At 69.7% G+C, this 17483-nt stretch carries 21 protein-coding genes and 2 tRNA genes; 9 read left to right on the plus strand and 14 right to left on the minus strand.

Annotation, left to right across the window (positions count from 1 at the left end):
• Positions 1 to 11: 11 nt before the first annotated feature.
• Positions 12 to 1544, minus strand: a complete 1533-nt coding sequence (locus ASD38_RS09370) for a hypothetical protein (RefSeq protein WP_156390633.1) — start codon at positions 1542 to 1544, stop codon at positions 12 to 14.
• A 252-nt stretch (positions 1545 to 1796) separates the two neighbouring features.
• Here ASD38_RS09370 and ASD38_RS24295 point away from each other — a divergent pair, with 252 nt between their 5' ends.
• Entirely contained in the window at positions 1797 to 1943 is a 147-nt protein-coding gene (locus ASD38_RS24295) for a hypothetical protein (RefSeq protein ID WP_200941435.1), read from the plus strand.
• A gap of 43 nt (positions 1944 to 1986) precedes the next feature.
• Here ASD38_RS24295 and ASD38_RS09375 read toward each other — a convergent pair whose 3' ends face one another.
• Positions 1987 to 2367, minus strand: a complete 381-nt coding sequence (locus ASD38_RS09375; protein WP_056442171.1) for a hypothetical protein — start codon at positions 2365 to 2367, stop codon at positions 1987 to 1989.
• A gap of 207 nt (positions 2368 to 2574) precedes the next feature.
• Here ASD38_RS09375 and ASD38_RS09380 point away from each other — a divergent pair, with 207 nt between their 5' ends.
• Positions 2575 to 3300, plus strand: a complete 726-nt coding sequence (locus ASD38_RS09380) for a 2OG-Fe dioxygenase family protein (protein WP_442857024.1) — start codon at positions 2575 to 2577, stop codon at positions 3298 to 3300.
• A 118-nt stretch (positions 3301 to 3418) separates the two neighbouring features.
• Here the strand turns inward: ASD38_RS09380 and ASD38_RS09385 are convergent, their stop codons facing one another.
• Positions 3419 to 3760: a DUF1491 family protein gene (locus ASD38_RS09385; RefSeq protein WP_056442174.1), complete on the minus strand. Its 342-nt coding sequence runs from the start codon at positions 3758 to 3760 to the stop codon at positions 3419 to 3421.
• A gap of 99 nt (positions 3761 to 3859) precedes the next feature.
• Between ASD38_RS09385 and ASD38_RS09390 the strand changes: the two genes are divergently transcribed.
• Entirely contained in the window at positions 3860 to 4723 is an 864-nt protein-coding gene (locus ASD38_RS09390; RefSeq protein WP_082554766.1) for a hypothetical protein, read from the plus strand.
• A gap of 145 nt (positions 4724 to 4868) precedes the next feature.
• Here ASD38_RS09390 and divJ read toward each other — a convergent pair whose 3' ends face one another.
• Positions 4869 to 6647: a cell cycle sensor histidine kinase DivJ gene (gene divJ, locus ASD38_RS09395; RefSeq protein ID WP_056459493.1), complete on the minus strand. Its 1779-nt coding sequence runs from the start codon at positions 6645 to 6647 to the stop codon at positions 4869 to 4871.
• A 187-nt stretch (positions 6648 to 6834) separates the two neighbouring features.
• Here divJ and ASD38_RS09400 point away from each other — a divergent pair, with 187 nt between their 5' ends.
• Both ASD38_RS09400 and ASD38_RS09405 read left to right on the plus strand, forming a co-directional pair.
• Complete coding sequence (locus ASD38_RS09400; RefSeq protein ID WP_056442181.1) at positions 6835 to 7698, plus strand: sensor histidine kinase; 864 nt, start codon at positions 6835 to 6837, stop codon at positions 7696 to 7698.
• 40 nt (positions 7699 to 7738) lie between these two features.
• Positions 7739 to 8164: a SufE family protein gene (locus ASD38_RS09405; RefSeq protein WP_056459496.1), complete on the plus strand. Its 426-nt coding sequence runs from the start codon at positions 7739 to 7741 to the stop codon at positions 8162 to 8164.
• Positions 8165 to 8301: 137 nt separating this feature from the next.
• Here the strand turns inward: ASD38_RS09405 and ASD38_RS24300 are convergent, their stop codons facing one another.
• Positions 8302 to 8463 carry a hypothetical protein gene (locus ASD38_RS24300; RefSeq protein ID WP_018061533.1) on the minus strand — a complete coding sequence of 54 codons (162 nt, stop codon included), beginning with the start codon at positions 8461 to 8463 and terminating at the stop codon, positions 8302 to 8304.
• A gap of 78 nt (positions 8464 to 8541) precedes the next feature.
• Here ASD38_RS24300 and trhO point away from each other — a divergent pair, with 78 nt between their 5' ends.
• The 3 genes from trhO to ASD38_RS09420 all read left to right on the plus strand — a co-directional run bounded on the left by trhO (position 8542) and on the right by ASD38_RS09420 (position 10559).
• Entirely contained in the window at positions 8542 to 9486 is a 945-nt protein-coding gene (gene trhO / locus ASD38_RS09410; protein WP_056459498.1) for an oxygen-dependent tRNA uridine(34) hydroxylase TrhO, read from the plus strand.
• A gap of 208 nt (positions 9487 to 9694) precedes the next feature.
• Positions 9695 to 10027, plus strand: coding sequence for a hypothetical protein (locus tag ASD38_RS09415; RefSeq protein ID WP_056442190.1), 333 nt, complete (start codon positions 9695 to 9697; stop codon positions 10025 to 10027).
• Positions 10028 to 10106: 79 nt separating this feature from the next.
• Positions 10107 to 10559, plus strand: coding sequence for a PA2169 family four-helix-bundle protein (locus tag ASD38_RS09420; protein ID WP_056442192.1), 453 nt, complete (start codon positions 10107 to 10109; stop codon positions 10557 to 10559).
• Positions 10560 to 10731: 172 nt separating this feature from the next.
• On the opposite strand, the gene ASD38_RS09425 is transcribed toward ASD38_RS09420, so the two are convergent.
• The 7 genes from ASD38_RS09425 to ASD38_RS09455 all read right to left on the minus strand — a co-directional run bounded on the left by ASD38_RS09425 (position 10732) and on the right by ASD38_RS09455 (position 15823).
• Positions 10732 to 11439, minus strand: a complete 708-nt coding sequence (locus ASD38_RS09425) for a DUF6456 domain-containing protein (RefSeq protein WP_056459501.1) — start codon at positions 11437 to 11439, stop codon at positions 10732 to 10734.
• On the minus strand, positions 11436 to 11822 hold the full coding sequence (locus ASD38_RS09430; RefSeq protein WP_056459504.1) for a helix-turn-helix domain-containing protein: 387 nt from the start codon (positions 11820 to 11822) through the stop codon (positions 11436 to 11438). The genes ASD38_RS09425 and ASD38_RS09430 overlap by 4 nt, the downstream gene beginning before the upstream one ends.
• Before the next feature lie 140 nt (positions 11823 to 11962).
• Positions 11963 to 12892, minus strand: a complete 930-nt coding sequence (locus ASD38_RS09435) for a sugar kinase (RefSeq protein WP_056459507.1) — start codon at positions 12890 to 12892, stop codon at positions 11963 to 11965.
• A gap of 130 nt (positions 12893 to 13022) precedes the next feature.
• Positions 13023 to 14795 carry a DUF885 domain-containing protein gene (locus ASD38_RS09440; RefSeq protein ID WP_056459510.1) on the minus strand — a complete coding sequence of 591 codons (1773 nt, stop codon included), beginning with the start codon at positions 14793 to 14795 and terminating at the stop codon, positions 13023 to 13025.
• A gap of 67 nt (positions 14796 to 14862) precedes the next feature.
• Positions 14863 to 15495 (minus strand): hypothetical protein, encoded by a 633-nt coding sequence (locus tag ASD38_RS09445; protein ID WP_056459514.1) that lies wholly within the window; start codon positions 15493 to 15495, stop codon positions 14863 to 14865.
• Positions 15496 to 15627: 132 nt separating this feature from the next.
• Positions 15628 to 15702: transfer RNA gene (locus ASD38_RS09450), tRNA-Gly, on the minus strand.
• A gap of 46 nt (positions 15703 to 15748) precedes the next feature.
• Positions 15749 to 15823: transfer RNA gene (locus ASD38_RS09455), tRNA-Gly, on the minus strand.
• Between the two features lie 203 nt (positions 15824 to 16026).
• Here ASD38_RS09455 and ASD38_RS09460 point away from each other — a divergent pair.
• Positions 16027 to 16887: an SDR family oxidoreductase gene (locus tag ASD38_RS09460; RefSeq protein ID WP_056459516.1), complete on the plus strand. Its 861-nt coding sequence runs from the start codon at positions 16027 to 16029 to the stop codon at positions 16885 to 16887.
• On the opposite strand, the gene ASD38_RS23305 is transcribed toward ASD38_RS09460, so the two are convergent.
• Both ASD38_RS23305 and ASD38_RS09465 read right to left on the minus strand, forming a co-directional pair.
• The gene (locus ASD38_RS23305) at positions 16884 to 17168 is read right to left on the minus strand and encodes a type II toxin-antitoxin system RelE/ParE family toxin (protein WP_082560718.1); all 285 of its coding nucleotides are present in this window, start codon (positions 17166 to 17168) and stop codon (positions 16884 to 16886) included. The two genes, ASD38_RS09460 and ASD38_RS23305, sit on opposite strands and share 4 nt — an antisense overlap.
• A gap of 4 nt (positions 17169 to 17172) precedes the next feature.
• A complete protein-coding gene (locus ASD38_RS09465; protein ID WP_156390634.1) occupies positions 17173 to 17442 on the minus strand; it encodes a CopG family ribbon-helix-helix protein in 270 nt (89 codons plus the stop codon).
• Between the last annotated feature and the right edge of the window lie 41 nt (positions 17443 to 17483).

Consider the following 17483-nt stretch of genomic DNA (forward strand, 5'->3'; position numbering starts at 1 on the left):
AAGGCCGACGATCAGCTCGCCGGCGCGGCCTTGTCGCCCTCGGCGCCGGCCCCGACCGGACGGCGCCGGGCCATGGCCTGTTCGAAGCGGGCGCGGGCCTGGAGACGTTCGGGGCCGGCGTGCGGATTGTTGAACACCGGCTCCAGGATCGCGGCGGCCTCCTCGAAGCGATCGCGGCGCATCAGGGCGTCGGCGGCCGCCAGCCGGAAGGCCGCCACCTGCGGCGCCAGCTGCTCGGCCCGCAGCAGCACATTGACGACGTTGTCGCTGGGATAGCCGGCCTCGCCGCGTCGGCTGATCCCATAGTCGTAGAGCAGCAAGGGACTGTTCGGATCGACCTTGAAGCCCTTGCCGAACCAGTTGCGCGCCTCGTTCAGCAGTTCGGCGGCGCGCGGCCGGTCGCCGCGGGCCTGCAACATGCAGGACCAGCCCATCATCTGGATCGCCTCGACGTCGCGCGGATCCGCCTCGATCCGGTGCTTGAGGATGGCCTGGGCCTTGGCGCGGTCGCCGAAGTCGTTCTCGGCGCGGGCCAGGACCAGGTCGGCCAGGCGATCGTCGGGATAGCGGGCGGCGCGTTCGCGGATCATCGCCAGCACGGCCGGCCGTTCGGCGGGCGGCACGCCCAGCTTCAGGCGCTGGTTCTCCAGCAACAGGTCGTCGGCCGAGGGCGGCAGCCGCGTGACGGGGGCCGCGGTCGCGCTGGGCGCGGGCCGGGGCATGCGCAGTCCCGGCAGCTTGGCCATGTAGCGCTTGAGCGTCCGTTCGAGATCGCTCAGCGGCATGCCCGCCGCCGTGACCATCTCGCCGACCGGGTCGCCGCCGGCCGCCACCGCCCCGGCATAGGCCGTCAGGCGCTTCAGGCGGTCGGGATCCGACATCATGTAATGGGTCAGGATCCAGGACTGGGCGTAGAAGGCGCCGACGTCTCGACGGCCGCCCTCGAGGGCCCGGCGGCCCAGGATCTGGTCGTAGGGCTCCCAGACGCGGCCGCGCAGCCAGGCGATCCGCTCGTTGGTCACGCCCAGCTCGACGACATCGGGTTTGAACCGCGTGGTCTTGAAATATTCCGCATAGCCCTCGACCAGCCAGGACGGATAGGCGGCCGGCGCGTGCTGGGCCATGAAATGGTGGGTGTATTCGTGGAACAGGGTGGCGCGCCCGCGATCTTCGCCGCCCTCCAGGCTCATGAGCGCGAAGACGTCGCCGATCGAGGCCGAGTAGAAGCCGTTCACCTTCTCGTCCAGGTCCGGCTTCACCCGCAGTTCGTCGAACCGGCGCGGCACGAGATAGATCGGCAGCGGCCGCCCGTCGGAACGCTCCATCGCGCCGTGCAAGGTTCGCAGCAGGCCGTCGAAATCCTCCAGATCGCGCGCGAAGTCGCGCAGCGTGTTCTCCCCGACCTTGCCGTACAGAACAAAGCCCGGCGTCTCGGTGCGCGCCCAGTCGCCGCCGTCGCGGGCCCTGGCGACTCCGCTTCCGACCAGCGGCGCGACGGCGGCGGACAGGGCGAAGGCTCGTCGGGACATCGGGCGTGACGACATGCGGATTCTCCAGGCGGCCTTGGAATGTTTGGCGACTCGGGGGCGGCGAACAACCCCAGGGCGCACGCTAAATGCGCTCGAAACGTGACGGTTGCCACCCCGCGCCGACGCCGCGCGTGGTGCGACCTTCCGCCCCGTACCCAGCCTACGAAAAGCCCGGAACGACCCTAGTCTTCGCGGGGTTTTAGAGTCATGCTGACGTTACTGCGGACCTGCCCACGCAGAGGGGCGGCCGCGAGCGAGGAAACGACAATGGCTATGGTTCACGAGCCGCGCCACCAACGCGGCGTCTGCACCCCTCAAGGCAACGCCCTCTGCCTGGGCGTGGCGCTTGGCGGTCTGGTCCTGGTGGCGATGATCTTGAGTTGGCTGTTCAGCCTGGTCGGCCTGTTCCTTTAGGCGACCAGGGTCTTCAGGCCTGGACCATGGTCCAGGCCCGCGGTCAGGCCGCCAGACGCCGCCAGACCTGACGGTCGGCTTCCACGTTGCTCAGCGCGCCGGCCTTCTGACGCTCGAACAACGATCCCATGATCTCCAGACTCAGCTGCGCGTAGCGCACCTGCACCTGATCGACCAGGCAGCCCCGCGACGGCGCGATGAACAGCGCCGCGTTGATGTCCGGAGCCTTGCTGATGATCAAGGCGGCCAGGCGCCGGGCCTTCTCCGGATCCTTGTGATGCAGCAGCGGCTCGGCGGCGTACAGCTCCTGACCCAGCTTTCCGACATAGTTCAGCGACACCTTGGCGAAACGCTCGCTGGTGAGCGGCGGGGCCAGTTCGGCCGCGTCGAAGCTGAGAATGACGTCGTTGAGCAGGAAAAGCATCGGAACCTTGCTGAGGCCTGGCGGCGGCGGACGGGGCGGTCGGGGAGACGCCGGACACCCTGCCGCATCGAGCTTTCGTTCCGGTTTAGGAGCAGGGTTAACGGCGTGGGAAATGAGATTCCTGGATAAACGTCGGGACACGGAACAGGACTTGGCGCGACCGCTCCGGCGCCCCATGTGGAGACCTCGTTCCGCCGGAGGCAGCGCTTGATCCCGCCAGACACTTTAAAGGGCGACATCACCGCCGCCCTGCGTGACACCGGCTTCTGTCGCGTCCCGCCGGCCGAGGCCGACGCCTTGCTGGGTCCCGAGGCCCTGGCCGGGTGGGACGCCTTCGCCGACAGTTGGAACGATCTGGGCCTGGACCGCTTCATGGCCGACGGCGGCCGCTATCGGCGGCGGCGCTTCGCGGCGTTCTCGGCCTCGCCTGGAGGCCTGGTCCGCAAGCCGCATCAGCCGCACTATCAAAGCCGCGACTACAACGGCCTGAACGGCGGGGTGCAGCGCTGGTTCGAACCGATCCTCGACACCGTGGCCGAGCATCCGGTGACCCAGGGGATCCTTCGCGAAGGCCTGGCGCTGTTCCATCCGCTGACCGTCGATCCGCCCAAGGCCTGGCACGTGGAGCTGCACCAGTTCCGCATCGAGGCCGGCGACGGCGAGACGGGCCTGCCCACCCCCGAAGGCGCGCACCGCGACGGCGTCGACTGGGTGATCGTCATGCTGGTCGAACGGCACAACGTCGCCAGCGGGGTCACGGACATCTTCGCGCCGAAGGGCGCGCGGCTAGGCGCCTTCACCCTGGAGCGGCCGCGCGACAGCGTGTTCCTGGACGACCACCGCGTGCTGCACGGGGTAACGGCGATCCACCCGCTGGAACCGGGCGTGCCGGCGCGGCGGGACGTGCTGGTCGCGACGTTTCGGCGGGAGTAGGCGCGGTGCGTCCTTCGAGGCTCGGCTACGCCTCGCACCTCGGGATGAGGGATTCAGAGCAACAAAGATCCTCATCCTGAGGCGTCCGCGCGGCGGACCTCGAAGGACGCACCGCGCCTCAGCCCTTGGGTTCCGCTTCCACCGGCTCGGTCAGGAAATGCCGCCCGTCGCGGTCCTCGATCTCGATCACCCAGATATCCGGATCGATCCGCGCGGCGCGTTCGGCGTAGGCGTCGAGATCCGGCTCGAAGTCCGAGCGGACGGGCTGCATCCAGAACCGCTCGCCGTCGCCACGCGTGGCTTCGCTATAGAGCTTGGCGGTGTTGGCGCGGCGGTCGACGGCCTTGACCAGCACCGCACCGGCCCGCGGGTCGCCCTTGCGGGCCACCGTGGCGAAGGCCCCGCCTAGTTCCGCGCGCCGGATCAGCGCGCCGACCCAGATGTCCGTCGAAAGTAGCATCGCTAACCGAACCGCAACCTCGGCGCCCTAAGGCTGCCTGCTGAAACCGCTCTCGCAGAATACGAGATTATGACGTCAAGAAAGACCCTTGGGGGTCGGATGGCGCGGTGGCTAGGGATTTTCGTCACGACCGCCGGGATCGGCGCGTCGAGTCAGGCCCATGCCGCCACCGCCGCCGACCAGCTCTACGAACGCACGCTGATGACCTCGGCCGACGCGCGCTGCCGGCTGTTCAAGCCCGCGGTGGGCTCGGCCCTGGACGCCGCCCGCGCCCAGGCGCGCGGCGCGACCCTGCGTTCGGGCGTCAGCGAGGTTCAGGTCCAGGCCGTGGAGCAGCGGGCCCGCGCCAAGGCCGGCGTGGCGGCGTGCAACTCTCCGGACCTACAGACAGCGGCCGGCCGCGTGCGCCAGGCGTTCGACGGCTATTCGACCATGCTGCGGATGACCTATCCGGGCGACCGCGCCACCTGGCAGGCCGACCGCTCGGTCTCGGCGACCATTCCGATCTGGCGGCTGTCGCAGCCGGCCGGGTTCGGCGGCGACCGGCTGGTGTTCGGCCTTTCCGGCCGGGCCAACGACATGCTGGCCGTGGCCGTCTTCGCCGACAACGCCCAGCCCTACACCGCGCGCCTGGTCGTGCGCGACACCCTGCGCACCCAGGGGCCCTATCTGAACGCCCGCAACGCCAAGGGCCTGGCCGCCAACGCCGCGCCGCGCAACGCCAGCCGGGTGTTCGGGGCCGAGACCCGCGACGCCGCGCCCCCCACCCTGCTGCCGACCGGCGCCAAGACCGGCCTGTCGTTCCGCTTCCCCCGCGAAGCCGCCGACGCCATGAGCCGCCTGGACCCGCGCGAAGCGGCGACGGTGGAGTTCGTGTTCACCAGCCGGACGGGCGTGGACGTGGTGCGGCGGGCCTATGTGGAGGTGGGGGATTTCGCGGCGGGACGGGCTTTTCTTCGGTAGGCGCTTGGGCGGCTAACGCTTGCCCCCTACGGGCCTTCGGCCGTCTTCCCCCAAAGGGGGAAGAGGTTCGCGCGAACGGTCCTCCGCCCCCTATGGGGGCGGACAGGCGGCGCAGCCGCCAGGTGGGGGCAAGTGGGTGAGGCCCCTACCTAGGCGGGGCGAACTTCACGACGTTGGGCCCCAGTTCCGCCTCTTCCGACTCGACCTCCGGCAGGGACAGCGGCTCCAGCAACGGCGCCTCCATCATCGGGCGCGAGGCTTTCAGCAGCACCGGCATGCGCACCGAGACGCTGGTGCCGGCGCCCAGGCGGCTTTCGATATGCATCTCGCCGCCGTGCAGCTTGGCGAAGGCTCGCACCAGCGACAGGCCCAGGCCGGTGCCCTTGGCGCGCTGGTCGACGCCGCCGGCCTGCTCGTAGGGGCGGCCCAGGCGTTCCAGGTCCTCGGGACTGATGCCGACGCCGGTGTCGGCGACCACCAGCTCGAACTCGCCGTCGTGGCCGTCGGCCGTGACCGTGACCTGGCCGCCGCGCGGGGTGAACTTCAGGGCGTTGGACACCAGGTTCAGCACGATCTGCTTGAGCGCCCGGCGGTCGGCGTCGACCTCCAGCTCGCCCGGCGGCAGGACGCCGCGCAGCTGCACCCCGGCCGCGTCGGCCTGGACACGCAGCAGCCGCATGGCGGCGGTCACCGCCTCGCGGGCGTCGAACTCGCCGCGCTGCAGCTCGAAGCGCTCGGCCTCGATCTTGGACATGTCCAGCACGTCGTTGATCAGGTCCAGCAGGTGGCGGCCGCTCTCATGGATCAGCTCGGCGTATTCGCCGTAGCGATCGGTCAGCGGACCGAACATCCGGGCGCGCATGATGTCGGAAAAGCCCATGATGGCGTTCAGCGGCGTGCGCAGCTCGTGGCTCATATTGGCCAGGAAGCGGGCGCGGCCGGCGGCCAGGCCTTCGGCCTCGGCGCGGGCCTGCTGCAGGGCGGTCTCGCGGGCTCGTTCGATCGTGGCGTCGCGCATGACGCCCACCAGCAGGTCGGGCGAGACCTGGCGCAGGTCCAGGCACAGGGTGCGGGTCGGATCCAGCAGCGGCGCGAAGGCGACGCTGGCCTCGCCGCCGTCGAGGGCGGCGGCCAGGGCGGCGCTGACCTTCTGGCGGTCGCCGGCCAAGGCGGCCGAGGCCAAGCCCTCGTTGACCAGGTTGAGGGTCGCGACGCCGCGCGGCGCGGCCCCGCGCACGCTCTTGACCCGACCGTTGCTGGCGATCACCAGCAAGAGCTGCGGCGCGCCGTCGACCAGGGTCTGGAGGGTGTTGAGTTCGCCGATCTGGCGGTTGTCGCGCTCACCCGCGCGGCGGTGGGTGAGGATCAGGCCCGAGGCCAGGCCCACCCCGACGGTGGCCACCGACAGGAAGCCCAGGATGAAGGCCAGCGGACCGGTGGGCGCGGGCGGGGCCAGGCCCGACAGCTGGGTCAGGGCCGCCACGGCGCCGCCGATCAGGGCCAGGCTGGCGCCCTCGGCCAAGCGTCGCGGCGAGGACAGGGTCGAGGCGGCCGCCACGGGGGCCAGGATCCAGGCGCTCATCGCGCCGGACACGCCGCCGGTCACCACCGCCGCGCCGGCGCCGCAGGTGGCCCAAAGCACCAGGATCAGGGATTGCAGGCGCTCGTCGCGCCGGTCGCCGCTCCGATCGTTTATGGCCAAGGCGGCCAGGGCTGGAAGCGCGCCGGCCGCCAGGGCCAGCCAGATCGGAAGGCCGACGACGCCAGGCGTGAAGGCCGCCGCGCCGGTCGCGAAGATCACGGTCGCCAGCCAGCCGAGCCGCCAAAGATGCGCCGCGCCAAAGACCCCCGGCGAGGTTTCCCTCGAGAGATGGGCCTGACCCGGCCTGGGGCCGGTCTGGAGCGGGGCGCCGTCGATGGGCAAGGCCGCGAGAATCCCTTCCGGTGAGTCTTCGTCGTCAAAGGGTAACGCCGGGAGCCCCCTCCCCCAAGGCCGTACAATCGGCGCGGGATCGTTAACGCCAGAGCTTCTTGTGGATGGAAACGGATTCGTAAGCGCCTTGGTTCATTCTGGCCCATCGAAGTAACGGACAGAAGGTCCGGGAGTCCCCATGCCGCCACCGGCGATCACCGACGCCTCGAGCCCCGCCGAGACGCCGCGCGAAAGCGCCGGCGCCGATACGGGCCTGATGTCGCAAACCACCGCCTTCCGGCGGGCGGCGGCGCGCGCGCGGCGGCAGCAGGCGCTGGACGATCAGAAACGCTCGTTCCTGCGGATGGTCAGCCATGAACTGCGCACGCCGCTGAACGCGGTGATCGGCTTCTCAGAAATCCTGTCCTGCGAGCTGTACGGCCCCCTGGGCGCGCCGCAGTACAAGGAATACGCCACCCTGGTGCACGAAAGCGGCCTGAAGCTGCTGCGGCTGGTCAACCAGATCGTCGAGATCGCCCGCCTGGAAGGCCACGTGACCGACCTGGACCTGGGCGAGGAGAGCCTGGACGACGCCGTCGAGGACGTGGTCCTGCAGCTGCGCGGCGAAGCCCTGGCCCGCGGCGTCAGCATCGTCACGCCCGAGGTCGGAACCCTGCCCTGCCTGCAAGCCGACGGCCGGGGCCTGCGCACCATACTGACCAACCTGCTGCAGAACGCCCTCACCCACTCGCCCCAGGGCGGATTGGTGGTGATCGAGGCGAAACAGATCGGCGGCGGCCTGGTCGAGATCGAGATCCGCGACCATGGCGAGGGCGCCGACCCGACCGACCTGGCCCGGCTGATCCGCCCGTTCGAACAGGGCGGGGCCACCCTGACCCGCGCGTCCGGGGGCGCGGGCCTGGGCCTGCCGATCGTGGACCTGCTGACCCGGGCCATGGACGGAAACCTGCGGCTGAAATCCGCGCCTGGGCAAGGATTCACCGCCGTCGTCACCCTGCCCGAAGCCCAGGCGCGGACGTCGATGGCGCGGGCGCGGCCTTAAAGGTCTTCCCCTTTCGGCTGTCGCGTCTTAAGTCCGCGCCATGCAACGCCCCATCGACGCCGCCCTCGACGAACTGGCTGACGAGTTCGAACTGCTCGGCGACTGGGAAGAGCGCTATCGCTACGTGATCGAGCTGGGCAAGGACCTGGCCCCGCTCAGCGAGGCCGAGCATTCCGAGGCCAACAAGGTGCGCGGCTGCGCCAGCCAGGTATGGCTGGTGACCGAACCCCAGGCGGACGGCACGATCAGGTTCCGGGGCGACAGCGACGCCCACATCGTCAGCGGCCTGATCGCCATCCTGATGCGGCTCTATTCGGGACGGCCGGCCAAGGACATCGTCGATTTCGACGCCGCCGCCGCCATGGCGCGGCTGGGCCTGTCGGAGGCCCTGTCGTCGCAGCGCTCGAACGGGCTGAAGGCGATGGTCGCGCGCATCCAGCGGGACGCTGGGGCGCTGGCCGGCTGACGCGCCGTGCGTCCTTCGAGGCGCGCTTGCAGCGCGCACCTCAGGATGAGGAATTCAGCAAGACCGGCACGGACGTCCTCATCCTGAGGCGCCCGCGCAGCGGGCCTCGAAGGACGCACGGCGACGGCGGCCTAATTTCAGAAGAACCCGGCGCGCGTGCCGATGAACCAGATCGCGATCACGATCAGCACCAGCTGCAACAGCCAGTTGACCGGCGACGGAATGGGGCTGCGCTGGACCGCGTAAAGAGCCAGGCCAAGCAGCACGAGGGCGACGACGATGACGATCAGAATGCTCATGCCGGTCTAAGCGCGTCTCTTGGTTGAAAGTTCCAGCACCGCTTGAGAAGCCGCCGGCCAGCGCCTATCAGCCGCTCCATGAGCTTCCGCGTCGCCGCCCTCTATCGCTTCACGACCTTCGCCGACCCGCTGACGATCATGCGGCCGTTGTCGAAGCTGTGCTGCGGCCTGGGCGTCAAGGGCACGCTGCTGCTGGCCCGCGAGGGGATCAACGGCACCATCGCCGGCCCGCCCGAGGCGATCGACCAGGTGCTGGACCACATCCGCGCCCTGCCCGGCTGCGACACGCTGGAGCTGAAGTTCGCCGACGCCGAGGCCATGCCGTTCCACCGCATGAAGGTGCGGATCAAGCGCGAGATCGTCACCCTGGGGGCCGGCGACCTGGATCCGGCCAACAACGCCGGGACCTATGTCGAGCCGGCCGACTGGAACACCCTGATCGCCCGCGAAGACGTGGTGGTGATCGACACCCGCAACGCCTACGAGGCCGCCATCGGCACGTTCGAGGGGGCGATCGATCCCAGAACCGCCGCCTTCAGCGACTTCCCCGCCTGGTTCCGCGCCTTCCGCGAGACCTGGGACCCGGCCGCCCCGCCGCCCAAGGTGGCGATGTTCTGCACCGGCGGCATCCGCTGCGAGAAGTCCACGGCCTTCCTCAAGAGCGAGGGCGTGGACGAGGTCTTCCACCTGAAGGGCGGCGTCCTGAACTATCTGGAGACCATCCCCGCCGACGCCAGCCTGTGGCATGGCGAGTGCTTCGTGTTCGACGAGCGGGTGGCGGTCGGCCATGGCCTGGCGCCGGGCAGCCACGCGCTGTGCCGGGGCTGCCGCATGCCGGTCAGCCCCGACGACCGCGCCTCGGAGCACTATGTCGAGGGCGTCTCCTGCCCGGCCTGCCACGACGCCCGCGACGACGAGGCCAAGGCCCGCTACGCCGAGCGGCACAGGCAGGCGACGCGGGCGAAGGAACTGGGCATCGCCCATGTCGGGGCGGTGATGGGCGAGCGGGACGTCGAGCCCTAGGATACTTGGCTTCGGCGGCGAAAACCTCGTCCTTCGACAAGCTCAGGATGAGGTTTTCTACTGCACGGCCCGCACAATGGTCCTCATCCTGAGCTTGTCGAGGGACGAGGACCACGCACCGGACCTGAACATCGATAGGACCTGGAAGACGGGATCATCCCCGTCGCCCCCGCGTTATCGAGGCTCCCTTCTCTGACGGAGCCTCCCCATGGCCGCCTATGACGCCTCCTACGGCACGCCCGCCGCCGCTCGCCAGGGCCTGCTGTCCAGCCTGTCCGACAAGATCTCGGGCCTGTTCCACAAATCGCCCTCAAGCAACCATGGCGCCGATCCCTATGCGCCCGTCCCGCCGGCCGACTACGCCCTGACGCCCGACGCCGAGGGCAAGATCACCCTGGCCGGTTACAAGGTGCCGGTCGCCATCGCCGTGATCGGCGCCGGCCTCGTCGCCGCCCTGCTGATCAACCGCCGCACCCGCGCCCCGGCCATCGCCGCGGCCACCACGGCCTGGAGCTTCTTCGGCGCCAAGCTGGCGAGGTGAGGCCCCGCTTCGAACCTTTCGCGCACGCCTCGCGTTAGGCCGTTCCCCTTTTTTGACCCCCATTCGAAGGAAAGCTTCCATGCCCCACACCAACGAAGACCACATCAAGCTCGTCAACGGCTTGGTCGAGACCACCATCGACAGCGCCGACGGCTATGAGGAAGCCGCCAAGGACGCCGAGGGCGCCCGCTTCAAGACCCTGTTCACCCAGCGCGCCCAGGAGCGCCGCTCGGTCGCGTCGGAACTGCAGGACGAGGTCCGCCGCCTGGGCGGCGAAGCCAAGGACGACGGCACCATCCTGGCCGCCGCCCACCGCGCCTTCGTCAATCTGAAGGACAGCCTGACCAAGGGCGACGAAGCCGTCGTTAGCGAGGTCGAGGCCGGCGAGGACTACATCAAGGCCAAGTTCGAAAAGGCCCTGAAGGACACCGACGTCGACGCCCAGACCCGCGCCGCGATCGAAAAAGCCTGGACCTCGGTCAAGTCCGGCCACGACCAGATGCGCGACATCAAGCACATGCTGAAGCACTAGAACAAAGGCCCTTCCCTCCCCTTTATGGGGAGGGGGGACCAGCGAAGCTGGTGGGTGGGGCCCACGGCGCCAAACACACTGCACCGATCCCCCACCCGACCTCCTTCGGAGGCCACCCTCCCCACAGGGGGGAGGGAAGAATTCGAGAGCTGGGCGGCCGCTCTGGACGGCATCACACCATCCGGTAGTGCATCGCCAGCCGCTGCAGCGCCAGCTTCAGCACCGTCTTGCCCGCCCGTCTCGGCAGGCCCAGTTCGCGCTCGGCGACCTGCAGGGCCGTCTCGGCCAGGCACACCCGCTCCAGCATCTCCCGCAGGCCCGGCCCCACCGCCGTCAGGGCCGCGGCGATCCGGTCCTTGGCCGCCCTGGCCCGCAGCGCCGGCTCCAGGAGCGGGCCGCCGCTCCCTCCCGGCTGGGCGTCCCAGTTCATGGTCAGGCGGCCCACCGTGCCGGCCTTCTGGAAGTCTTCGCGCAGCCGCTCGCCGGCGGCGATCTCGACCGTTTCCAGCCCACCTCGTCGCGCCAGCCACGCCAGTGGCGACTCCCCGAGATTGGCCCGCAGCACCACGTGCTGGTCGCTGCCCTCGATCACCACGCGCTCGCCCTCGATCACGCCCGGACGCCCCGGCGGCGGAGCCGGCGGGGCCAGCGGCTTGACCAGCCGCCAGCCGCCCTCGCGGCGCGGGGCCAGGGCGCCGTCGCGGGCCAGCATGCGGAAGGCGGCTTCGTCCACGGTCAGCATGGCCCGCCGCCGCGGGGCGAAGCGGACCACATAGCCCAGGCCCTTGACCTCGATCAGCGCGCCAGGCCGCCGCAGCAGCCGCTCGGCGCGGCCGGCCAAATGCTCGGCCTCCAGCGCTCGCTCGAACGCGCCGCTCATCGGTCCGCCCCCAGCTGGGTCAGCTCCGGAATGGCCTCGGGCGCCTGTTTCACGCAGGCCTCCAGCACGGTCATCCGCGCGTCGAAGGCGGCGTTCTCGCGCATGTCCTCGATGCGGTGGCAGGCATGGCCGCAGGTAGTGCGGTCGCGATTGAACGCGAACGCCACCCGGATCAGCGGCCAGTTGAAATTGACGTGCGCCAGATAGATGGCGATCTGCCGGGCCCGCGCCGCCGCCTTGCTGGTCCGCCCGGTCGAGGCGATGTCCGATGGCGCAACCCCGGTCGCCAGGGCGACGGCGTGAGTGATGAAGGCGGCCGTCAGTCGGTCGCGGCGCGGGTCGGGCGAGATCGCCCAGAGATCCTCGAGAGCTTGAGCCAGCATCGGCTTCCCCCTGCGAACGGCGTCCCCGTGACGCCCTCGACCAGAATCCTAGGCCGAGATTCCTGGGGTGAGGATAACTTTCCTATTACGCGCGTCTAGTAGGAATATAAACCTTTGATTGTGCTGGGGCGAACCCCGCTCTATCCCCGCGACCAAACGGGCATCGAGGCCTCCGGGATGATCGCGCCCTTGGTGGTCACCACCGCCGCCGCGAGCGCGTGGCCGCGACTCACGGCGGTCTCGACCGGCAGGCCGGCCAGGCGCGAGGACAGGTAGGCGGCGTTGAAACTGTCGCCCGCGCCGGTGGTGTCCAGCGCCTTGACCCTGGCCGGCGCCGGTGTGGCGATCCGGCCTTCCGGGGTGTGGACATTGACCGCGTGGCTCTCGTCGCGCGCCACCACCTCGGCCCCAAACCCGGTTCCTGGGGCGGCCCATACGGCGGCCAGGTCCTCGGCCTCGCGGCCGTAGAGCGGGCGGCTGTCCTCGCCGCTCAGCGACACGTAGCGACACGACGGCACGACGCCGTCCAGCGCCTCGCGCGCCGCTTCCGGCGAAGCCCACAGGGCTGGGCGGTAGTTGAAGTCCAGCGCCACGGCCACGCCCAGCGAGTGGACGTAAGCGAGAATGTCCTTCAGCCGCGCCCGCCCGATGTCGCCGATCACCGCCAGGGTGACGCCCGACAGATAGACCAGGTCGCTGGCCTTGGCGGCGGCGATCAGCTGGTCGGCGGTGTGCTGCGAGAACAGGTCGCGGATCGGGGCCCGCTCGCGCCAGTAGTGGAACTTCCGCTCGCCGTTCTCGTCCAGCACGATGGCGTAGAGGCCCGGCAGGCGGTTCTCGGCCTCGCGCACCAGGGCGGTGTCCAGCCCCTCGCGGCGCATGGCGGCCAGGGCGCCGTCGCTGAACGGGTCGCCCTTGCCCAGGGCGGTGCAGTAGGCGACCGCGTCGCCCAGCCGGGCCATGTAGACGGCGGTGTTGAAGGTGTCGCCGGCGAACCCCATCCGGTGCAGGCCCTCGCCCTCTGGCGACAGCTCGACCATGCATTCGCCCAGGACGGTGATCTTGGCCATATGACCTTCTTCTTGAGCCCTCCCCTTGATGGGGGAGGGTTGGGTGGGGGTGGTCACGGCTTCAGCGGCTGAACCGCCGTGTCACCCCCATCCCCGACCCTTCCTCCTTCAAGGGGGAAGGGAGAAAACGCTACCCTTTTTTCCGCTCCGCGATCCAGGCGTCGATCTTCGCCTCCAGCACCGCCAGCGGCAGCGAGCCGTTCAGCAGCACCGCGTCGTGGAAGGCCCGCTCGTCGAACCTGTCGCCCAGCGCGGCTTCGGCCCGATGGCGTAGTTCCAGGATCTTCAGCTCGCCGACCTTGTAGGCCAGGGCCTGGCCGGGCCAGGAGATGTAGCGGGCCACCTCGACGTCGATATTGGTCGGCGACAGGGCGGTGTTTTCGATGAAGCAGGCCTTGGCCTGGTCCAGCGTCCAGTGCTTGGCGTGGATGCCGGTGTCGGCCACCAGCCGGCAGGCCCGCCACATCTCGTAGGACAGCCGGCCGAACAGCTCGTAGGGGTCGCGATAGATCCCCATCTCCTCGCCCAGCCATTCGGAATAGAGGCCCCAGCCTTCGCCATAGGCGTTGAAATAGACGGTCTTGCGGAACTCCGGGACGCCGGTCTGCTCCTGGGCCAGGGCGGTCTGGATGTGGTGGCCGGGCGCGCCCTCGTGCAGCACCAGGGCCGGTAGTTCGTAGAGCGGCCGCTGGTCCAGGGCCGAGGTGTTGATCATCAGCCCGCCGGCCCGGCCGGTCTTGGGATCGCCGCCGAAATAGCGGCCGGTGGTGTAGCCCTGCTCGATGCTGGCCGGCACCGGGCGCACGCCGTAGGTCAGGCGCGGCAGGGTCCCGAAGTGGGCGGGCAGCTGGTCGTCGGCCCGCTTGGCGATCTCGCTGGACTTCTCCAGCAGCTGCTGGCGGCTGGCGGCGTAGAAGCGCGGGTCCTTGCGCAGGAAGGCGATGAAGGCCGGCAGGTCGCCCTGGAAGCCGGCCTGCTTCATCACGACCTCCATCCGCGCGCGGATCCGCGCCACCTCCGACAGGCCCAGGGCGTGGACCTGGTCGGCGGTCATGGTCGTGGTGGTGTGGCGGCGCACCAGGAAGGCGTAGTAGCGCTGGCCGTCGGGCAGGTCCGAGACCGCCAGGCTCCTGGCGGCGTGCGGCAGGTATTCCCGTTCCATGAAAGTCACGAAGTCGGTCCGGGCCGGGGCGACCTTGTCGGTCACGACCTTGGCTCCCTCGGCCAGCAGGGCGGCCCGGCGGTCGGGGGGAATGGCGGCGGGCAGGTTGTGCAGCGGCGCCAGCAGCGGGTCGTCGGCCAGGGGCGTGGCGGCGGTGCGGCGAGCGCGGTCCAGCACGACCTGGGCGGTCGGGACGGCCTGGACGAAGCCGGTCGCCACCCCGCGCCGGGCGCCGGCGATATTGGCCGCGTACCAATCGGGCGCCTGGGCCAGCAGGGCGATCCACTTTTGAGCCTCGGCCTCGGACCGCAGATGCATGCCGTTGGCGCGGTAGAGCAGGATCACGTCGAAGCCGCCGTCGGTGCTGAACGGCATGCGGGCCTCGTCGAACGACAGGCCCTCCAGCCGCTCGTCCAGGCTCCATTTCAGGATGGCGTGGGTCAGGCGCTGGTCGGGCTTGAGCGCCTTGAGGTCGACGCCGTCCAGGGTCTGGCGGGCCGAGGTCAGCAGGGCCTTGCGGTCGGCGTCGGCCTTGGGTCCGACCGGCGGGAACTTGAAGCGCGAGGCCTCGTCCGCCCCGCCCTCCCCGTCGTCCTCGCCGGCCCCCGCCGCCTCGTAGGCCTTGACGGCCTGGGCCAGGCGCTCCGAAGCGTTTTGGGCGGCGGCGCCGGACGTCGCGGCGACGGCGGCGCCGTTCAGCATCAAGGCCAGGGCCAGGCCCAGAAGGACGCGTTTGGACATCGGAAGCTCCCCCGCGGGTTCACCGCGAAGGTTAGATCAGGAATCGCCTCGTCCTAGAAGGCTGGCGCTAGAACGTCGTCTTGCAGCCCTGCCTGGCGTGAACACCGCGCAGGAAGCCGCGACGGGCGTAGCCGGCGTCGAGGGCGGCGTTCAGCCGGCGGTCGGCCGGGGCCGCGCCGGTGACTTCGCGCACCAGGCTCCGGAACGGGATGATGGAGTTGATCACCGTCTTGCCGCCGGCCTCGGCCAGCTTGCCGGCGCGGTTCTCCTTGACCTCGTTGCCGACGACATAGTCGGCGCCCAGCACCTCGTTCAGCGAGGTCAGCTCGCTGGACAACTGCTTGCAGGTCTTCAGGCCCTTGAGGCTGTAGGGATCGTTCTGCGCCTTGACCAGGATCGGCGGGATCTGGCGCTTCATGATGCCGACGTCGCGCACGGGCTGGGTGCCGATGTCCACGGACTTCTTGCGAACCTCGGTCCAGCCGCCTTCGTTCGGCTCGGCGTTTTCCGGCGTCGTGGACGAGACGGGAGGGATGACCTGCTTTTCAGGCTTCGCGGCCTGGCTTTCGGCCGCGGGCTTCCGGATCGGGTATTGAGGCTTGGGGCCCGCCTGGGCCTGAACCGCCCCCGCCAGCACCAAGACCGTCGCGAGCGCCGCCATGCGGGTCGCCTGCGTTTGTCCAAGCTTGAAGTCAGTCATGGTCCGTCATCCCCAGTCCCACCCGCCCGAGCAGGGTGATCACCGATCAGCAACGGCGGCCCGCGCAACCGGTTCCATAGGCCTATCAGGCGCCCACCGGATGCGTCACGCTTCAAATTCTGGGAGGGAAATTGGAGCGGGCGAAGAGATTCGAACTCTCGACCCCAACCTTGGCAAGGTTGTGCTCTACCACTGAGCTACGCCCGCATCCGGGATATTTCGGGTCTCGTTCCATCGCCGGAGGACCGGAGAATGGAGCGGGCGAAGAGATTCGAACTCTCGACCCCAACCTTGGCAAGGTTGTGCTCTACCACTGAGCTACGCCCGCATCGGCGAGGGCTGAAACAGCGCCCCGCGACGAGGAGGCGGCTTATGGCAGAGCGCCCTGCCGTTGGCAAGCGGTCTGACGCGGGTTCGGGCGCGTCATTGTGGACAACGCGCGGCCCCTCCCCCGCGGGGGGAGGAACGCCACTTGCGCGAACGCACGTTTTGCCCGCTCAATCGCCCCTTCATTTCGGGGACTTGAGCCTTTTGCGTCTGTTCGTGTTCGGATTGGGTTATATCGGCCAGGCGTTCTCGCGGGCCCTGATGGCGCGGGGCTGGGAGGTGGCCGGCACGGCGCGCGACGCCGCCAGCGCCGCCAGGCTGGCCGCCCAGGGGATCCAGACCGTGGACGCCGAAGACCGCGCCGCGATGATCGCCGCCCTGACCGGGGTCAACGCCGTTCTGATCACCGCCCCGCCGACCGCCGAGGGCTGTCCGGGCCTGGAGGCGGTGATCCCCGCCCTGGCCGCCGCCCAGGCCTTCCCCGACTGGATCGGCTATCTATCGACCACCGGCGTCTATGGCGACTTCGAAGGCCGCTGGGTGTTCGAGAGCTCGCCGCTGAAGGCCCAGTCGGTCGAGGGCGCGCGCCGCGTCGGGGCCGAGCGTGACTGGCGCCAGGTCGGGCGCGGCATGGGCCTGACGGTGACGACCTTCCGCCTGCCTGGCATCTACGGTCCCGGCCGCAGCGCCCTGGACCGCCTGCGGGCCGGCGAGGGCCGCCGCATCGTCAAGGAAGGCCAGGTGTTCAGCCGCATCCACCGCGACGACATCGTCTCGGGCCTGCTGGCTTCGCTGGACCGCCCCCGGGCGGGCGGCGTCTACAATCTGTGCGACGACGAGCCGTCCCCGCCGCAGGACGTCATGGAGCATGCCGCCAGCCTGCTGGGCGTTCCGGCGCCGCCCGATCTGCCGTTCAATGCGCTGGGCCTGTCGCCCGCCACCCGCCGCTTCTACGCCGAGAACAAGCGCGTCTCGAACGCCCTGGCCAAGGCCGAACTGGGCTGGCGGCCGAAATACCCGACCTATCGCGAAGGCCTGGCGGCGATCCTGGCGGGCGGGGGTTAGAGGCTGTTCGGCCAGCGGCGAGCGCCGTGAAAGACCCTGAGAATTTCGATCTCGTCATCACGGACCTTGTGCGCGACGATAAAGGGACTTCCGGGCACCACGAGTTCGCGCGCGCCGGCACGACGCCCTGGTCGTCCGATGCTGGGGAAGTCACGAAGCCCCGCAACCGTACTGACGATCCGTTGAACCTGGCTCGCCGCCGCTGAGGGGCGATCTTGAGCGATCCACGCCCGAGCCAAGGCAAGATCGCGCTTGGCCGGCTCGGTCCAAACGAGGCGCATGCAATCAATCGCGTGTGGGCATGGGACGTTCGTTCGGCGTGTCCCAGGACGCGACCCATTCCGCGATTTCGTCGTGCTCGAAGACCCGTCCCTCCTCGGCCGCACGCAAACCTTCGTCGATCGCCGCGTCCTGCCAGTCGCGTAGCTCGAGGAATTCGCGCACGGCTCGCTCGACCAGCACCGCCTTTGGCTGGTCCATGACCTCGGCGACCTCGGACAATCGCCGATCTAAGTCACCGTCGAGTTCTAAGCGGAAAGGAGCGGATTTCGTCATCAGCATTCCCGAACAAGTCGTGAACATACCATACGGCCGAC

It is taken from the genome of Caulobacter sp. Root487D2Y (assembly GCF_001427165.1).
Classification (GTDB): domain Bacteria; phylum Pseudomonadota; class Alphaproteobacteria; order Caulobacterales; family Caulobacteraceae; genus Caulobacter.

Excerpts from the sequence above, each read along its gene's own strand:
- ASD38_RS09375 (WP_056442171.1), bottom strand. The coding sequence starts at position 2,367 with ATGCTTTTCCTGCTCAACGACGTCATTCTCAGCTTCGACGCGGCCGAA.
- ASD38_RS09385 (WP_056442174.1), bottom strand. The coding sequence starts at position 3,760 with ATGCTACTTTCGACGGACATCTGGGTCGGCGCGCTGATCCGGCGCGCG.
- ASD38_RS09440 (WP_056459510.1), bottom strand. The coding sequence starts at position 14,795 with ATGTCCAAACGCGTCCTTCTGGGCCTGGCCCTGGCCTTGATGCTGAAC.
- ASD38_RS09465 (WP_156390634.1), bottom strand. The coding sequence starts at position 17,442 with ATGACGAAATCCGCTCCTTTCCGCTTAGAACTCGACGGTGACTTAGAT.
- ASD38_RS23305 (WP_082560718.1), bottom strand. The coding sequence starts at position 17,168 with ATGCGCCTCGTTTGGACCGAGCCGGCCAAGCGCGATCTTGCCTTGGCT.
- ASD38_RS09445 (WP_056459514.1), bottom strand. The coding sequence starts at position 15,495 with ATGACTGACTTCAAGCTTGGACAAACGCAGGCGACCCGCATGGCGGCG.
- ASD38_RS09405 (WP_056459496.1), top strand. The coding sequence starts at position 7,739 with ATGCAACGCCCCATCGACGCCGCCCTCGACGAACTGGCTGACGAGTTC.
- ASD38_RS24300 (WP_018061533.1), bottom strand. The coding sequence starts at position 8,463 with ATGAGCATTCTGATCGTCATCGTCGTCGCCCTCGTGCTGCTTGGCCTG.
- ASD38_RS09425 (WP_056459501.1), bottom strand. The coding sequence starts at position 11,439 with ATGAGCGGCGCGTTCGAGCGAGCGCTGGAGGCCGAGCATTTGGCCGGC.
- ASD38_RS09400 (WP_056442181.1), top strand. The coding sequence starts at position 6,835 with ATGCCGCCACCGGCGATCACCGACGCCTCGAGCCCCGCCGAGACGCCG.
- ASD38_RS09435 (WP_056459507.1), bottom strand. The coding sequence starts at position 12,892 with ATGGCCAAGATCACCGTCCTGGGCGAATGCATGGTCGAGCTGTCGCCA.
- ASD38_RS09430 (WP_056459504.1), bottom strand. The coding sequence starts at position 11,822 with ATGCTGGCTCAAGCTCTCGAGGATCTCTGGGCGATCTCGCCCGACCCG.
- ASD38_RS09415 (WP_056442190.1), top strand. The coding sequence starts at position 9,695 with ATGGCCGCCTATGACGCCTCCTACGGCACGCCCGCCGCCGCTCGCCAG.
- ASD38_RS09370 (WP_156390633.1), bottom strand. The coding sequence starts at position 1,544 with ATGTCGTCACGCCCGATGTCCCGACGAGCCTTCGCCCTGTCCGCCGCC.
- ASD38_RS09390 (WP_082554766.1), top strand. The coding sequence starts at position 3,860 with ATGGCGCGGTGGCTAGGGATTTTCGTCACGACCGCCGGGATCGGCGCG.
- trhO (WP_056459498.1), top strand. The coding sequence starts at position 8,542 with ATGAGCTTCCGCGTCGCCGCCCTCTATCGCTTCACGACCTTCGCCGAC.
- ASD38_RS09420 (WP_056442192.1), top strand. The coding sequence starts at position 10,107 with ATGCCCCACACCAACGAAGACCACATCAAGCTCGTCAACGGCTTGGTC.
- ASD38_RS24295 (WP_200941435.1), top strand. The coding sequence starts at position 1,797 with ATGGCTATGGTTCACGAGCCGCGCCACCAACGCGGCGTCTGCACCCCT.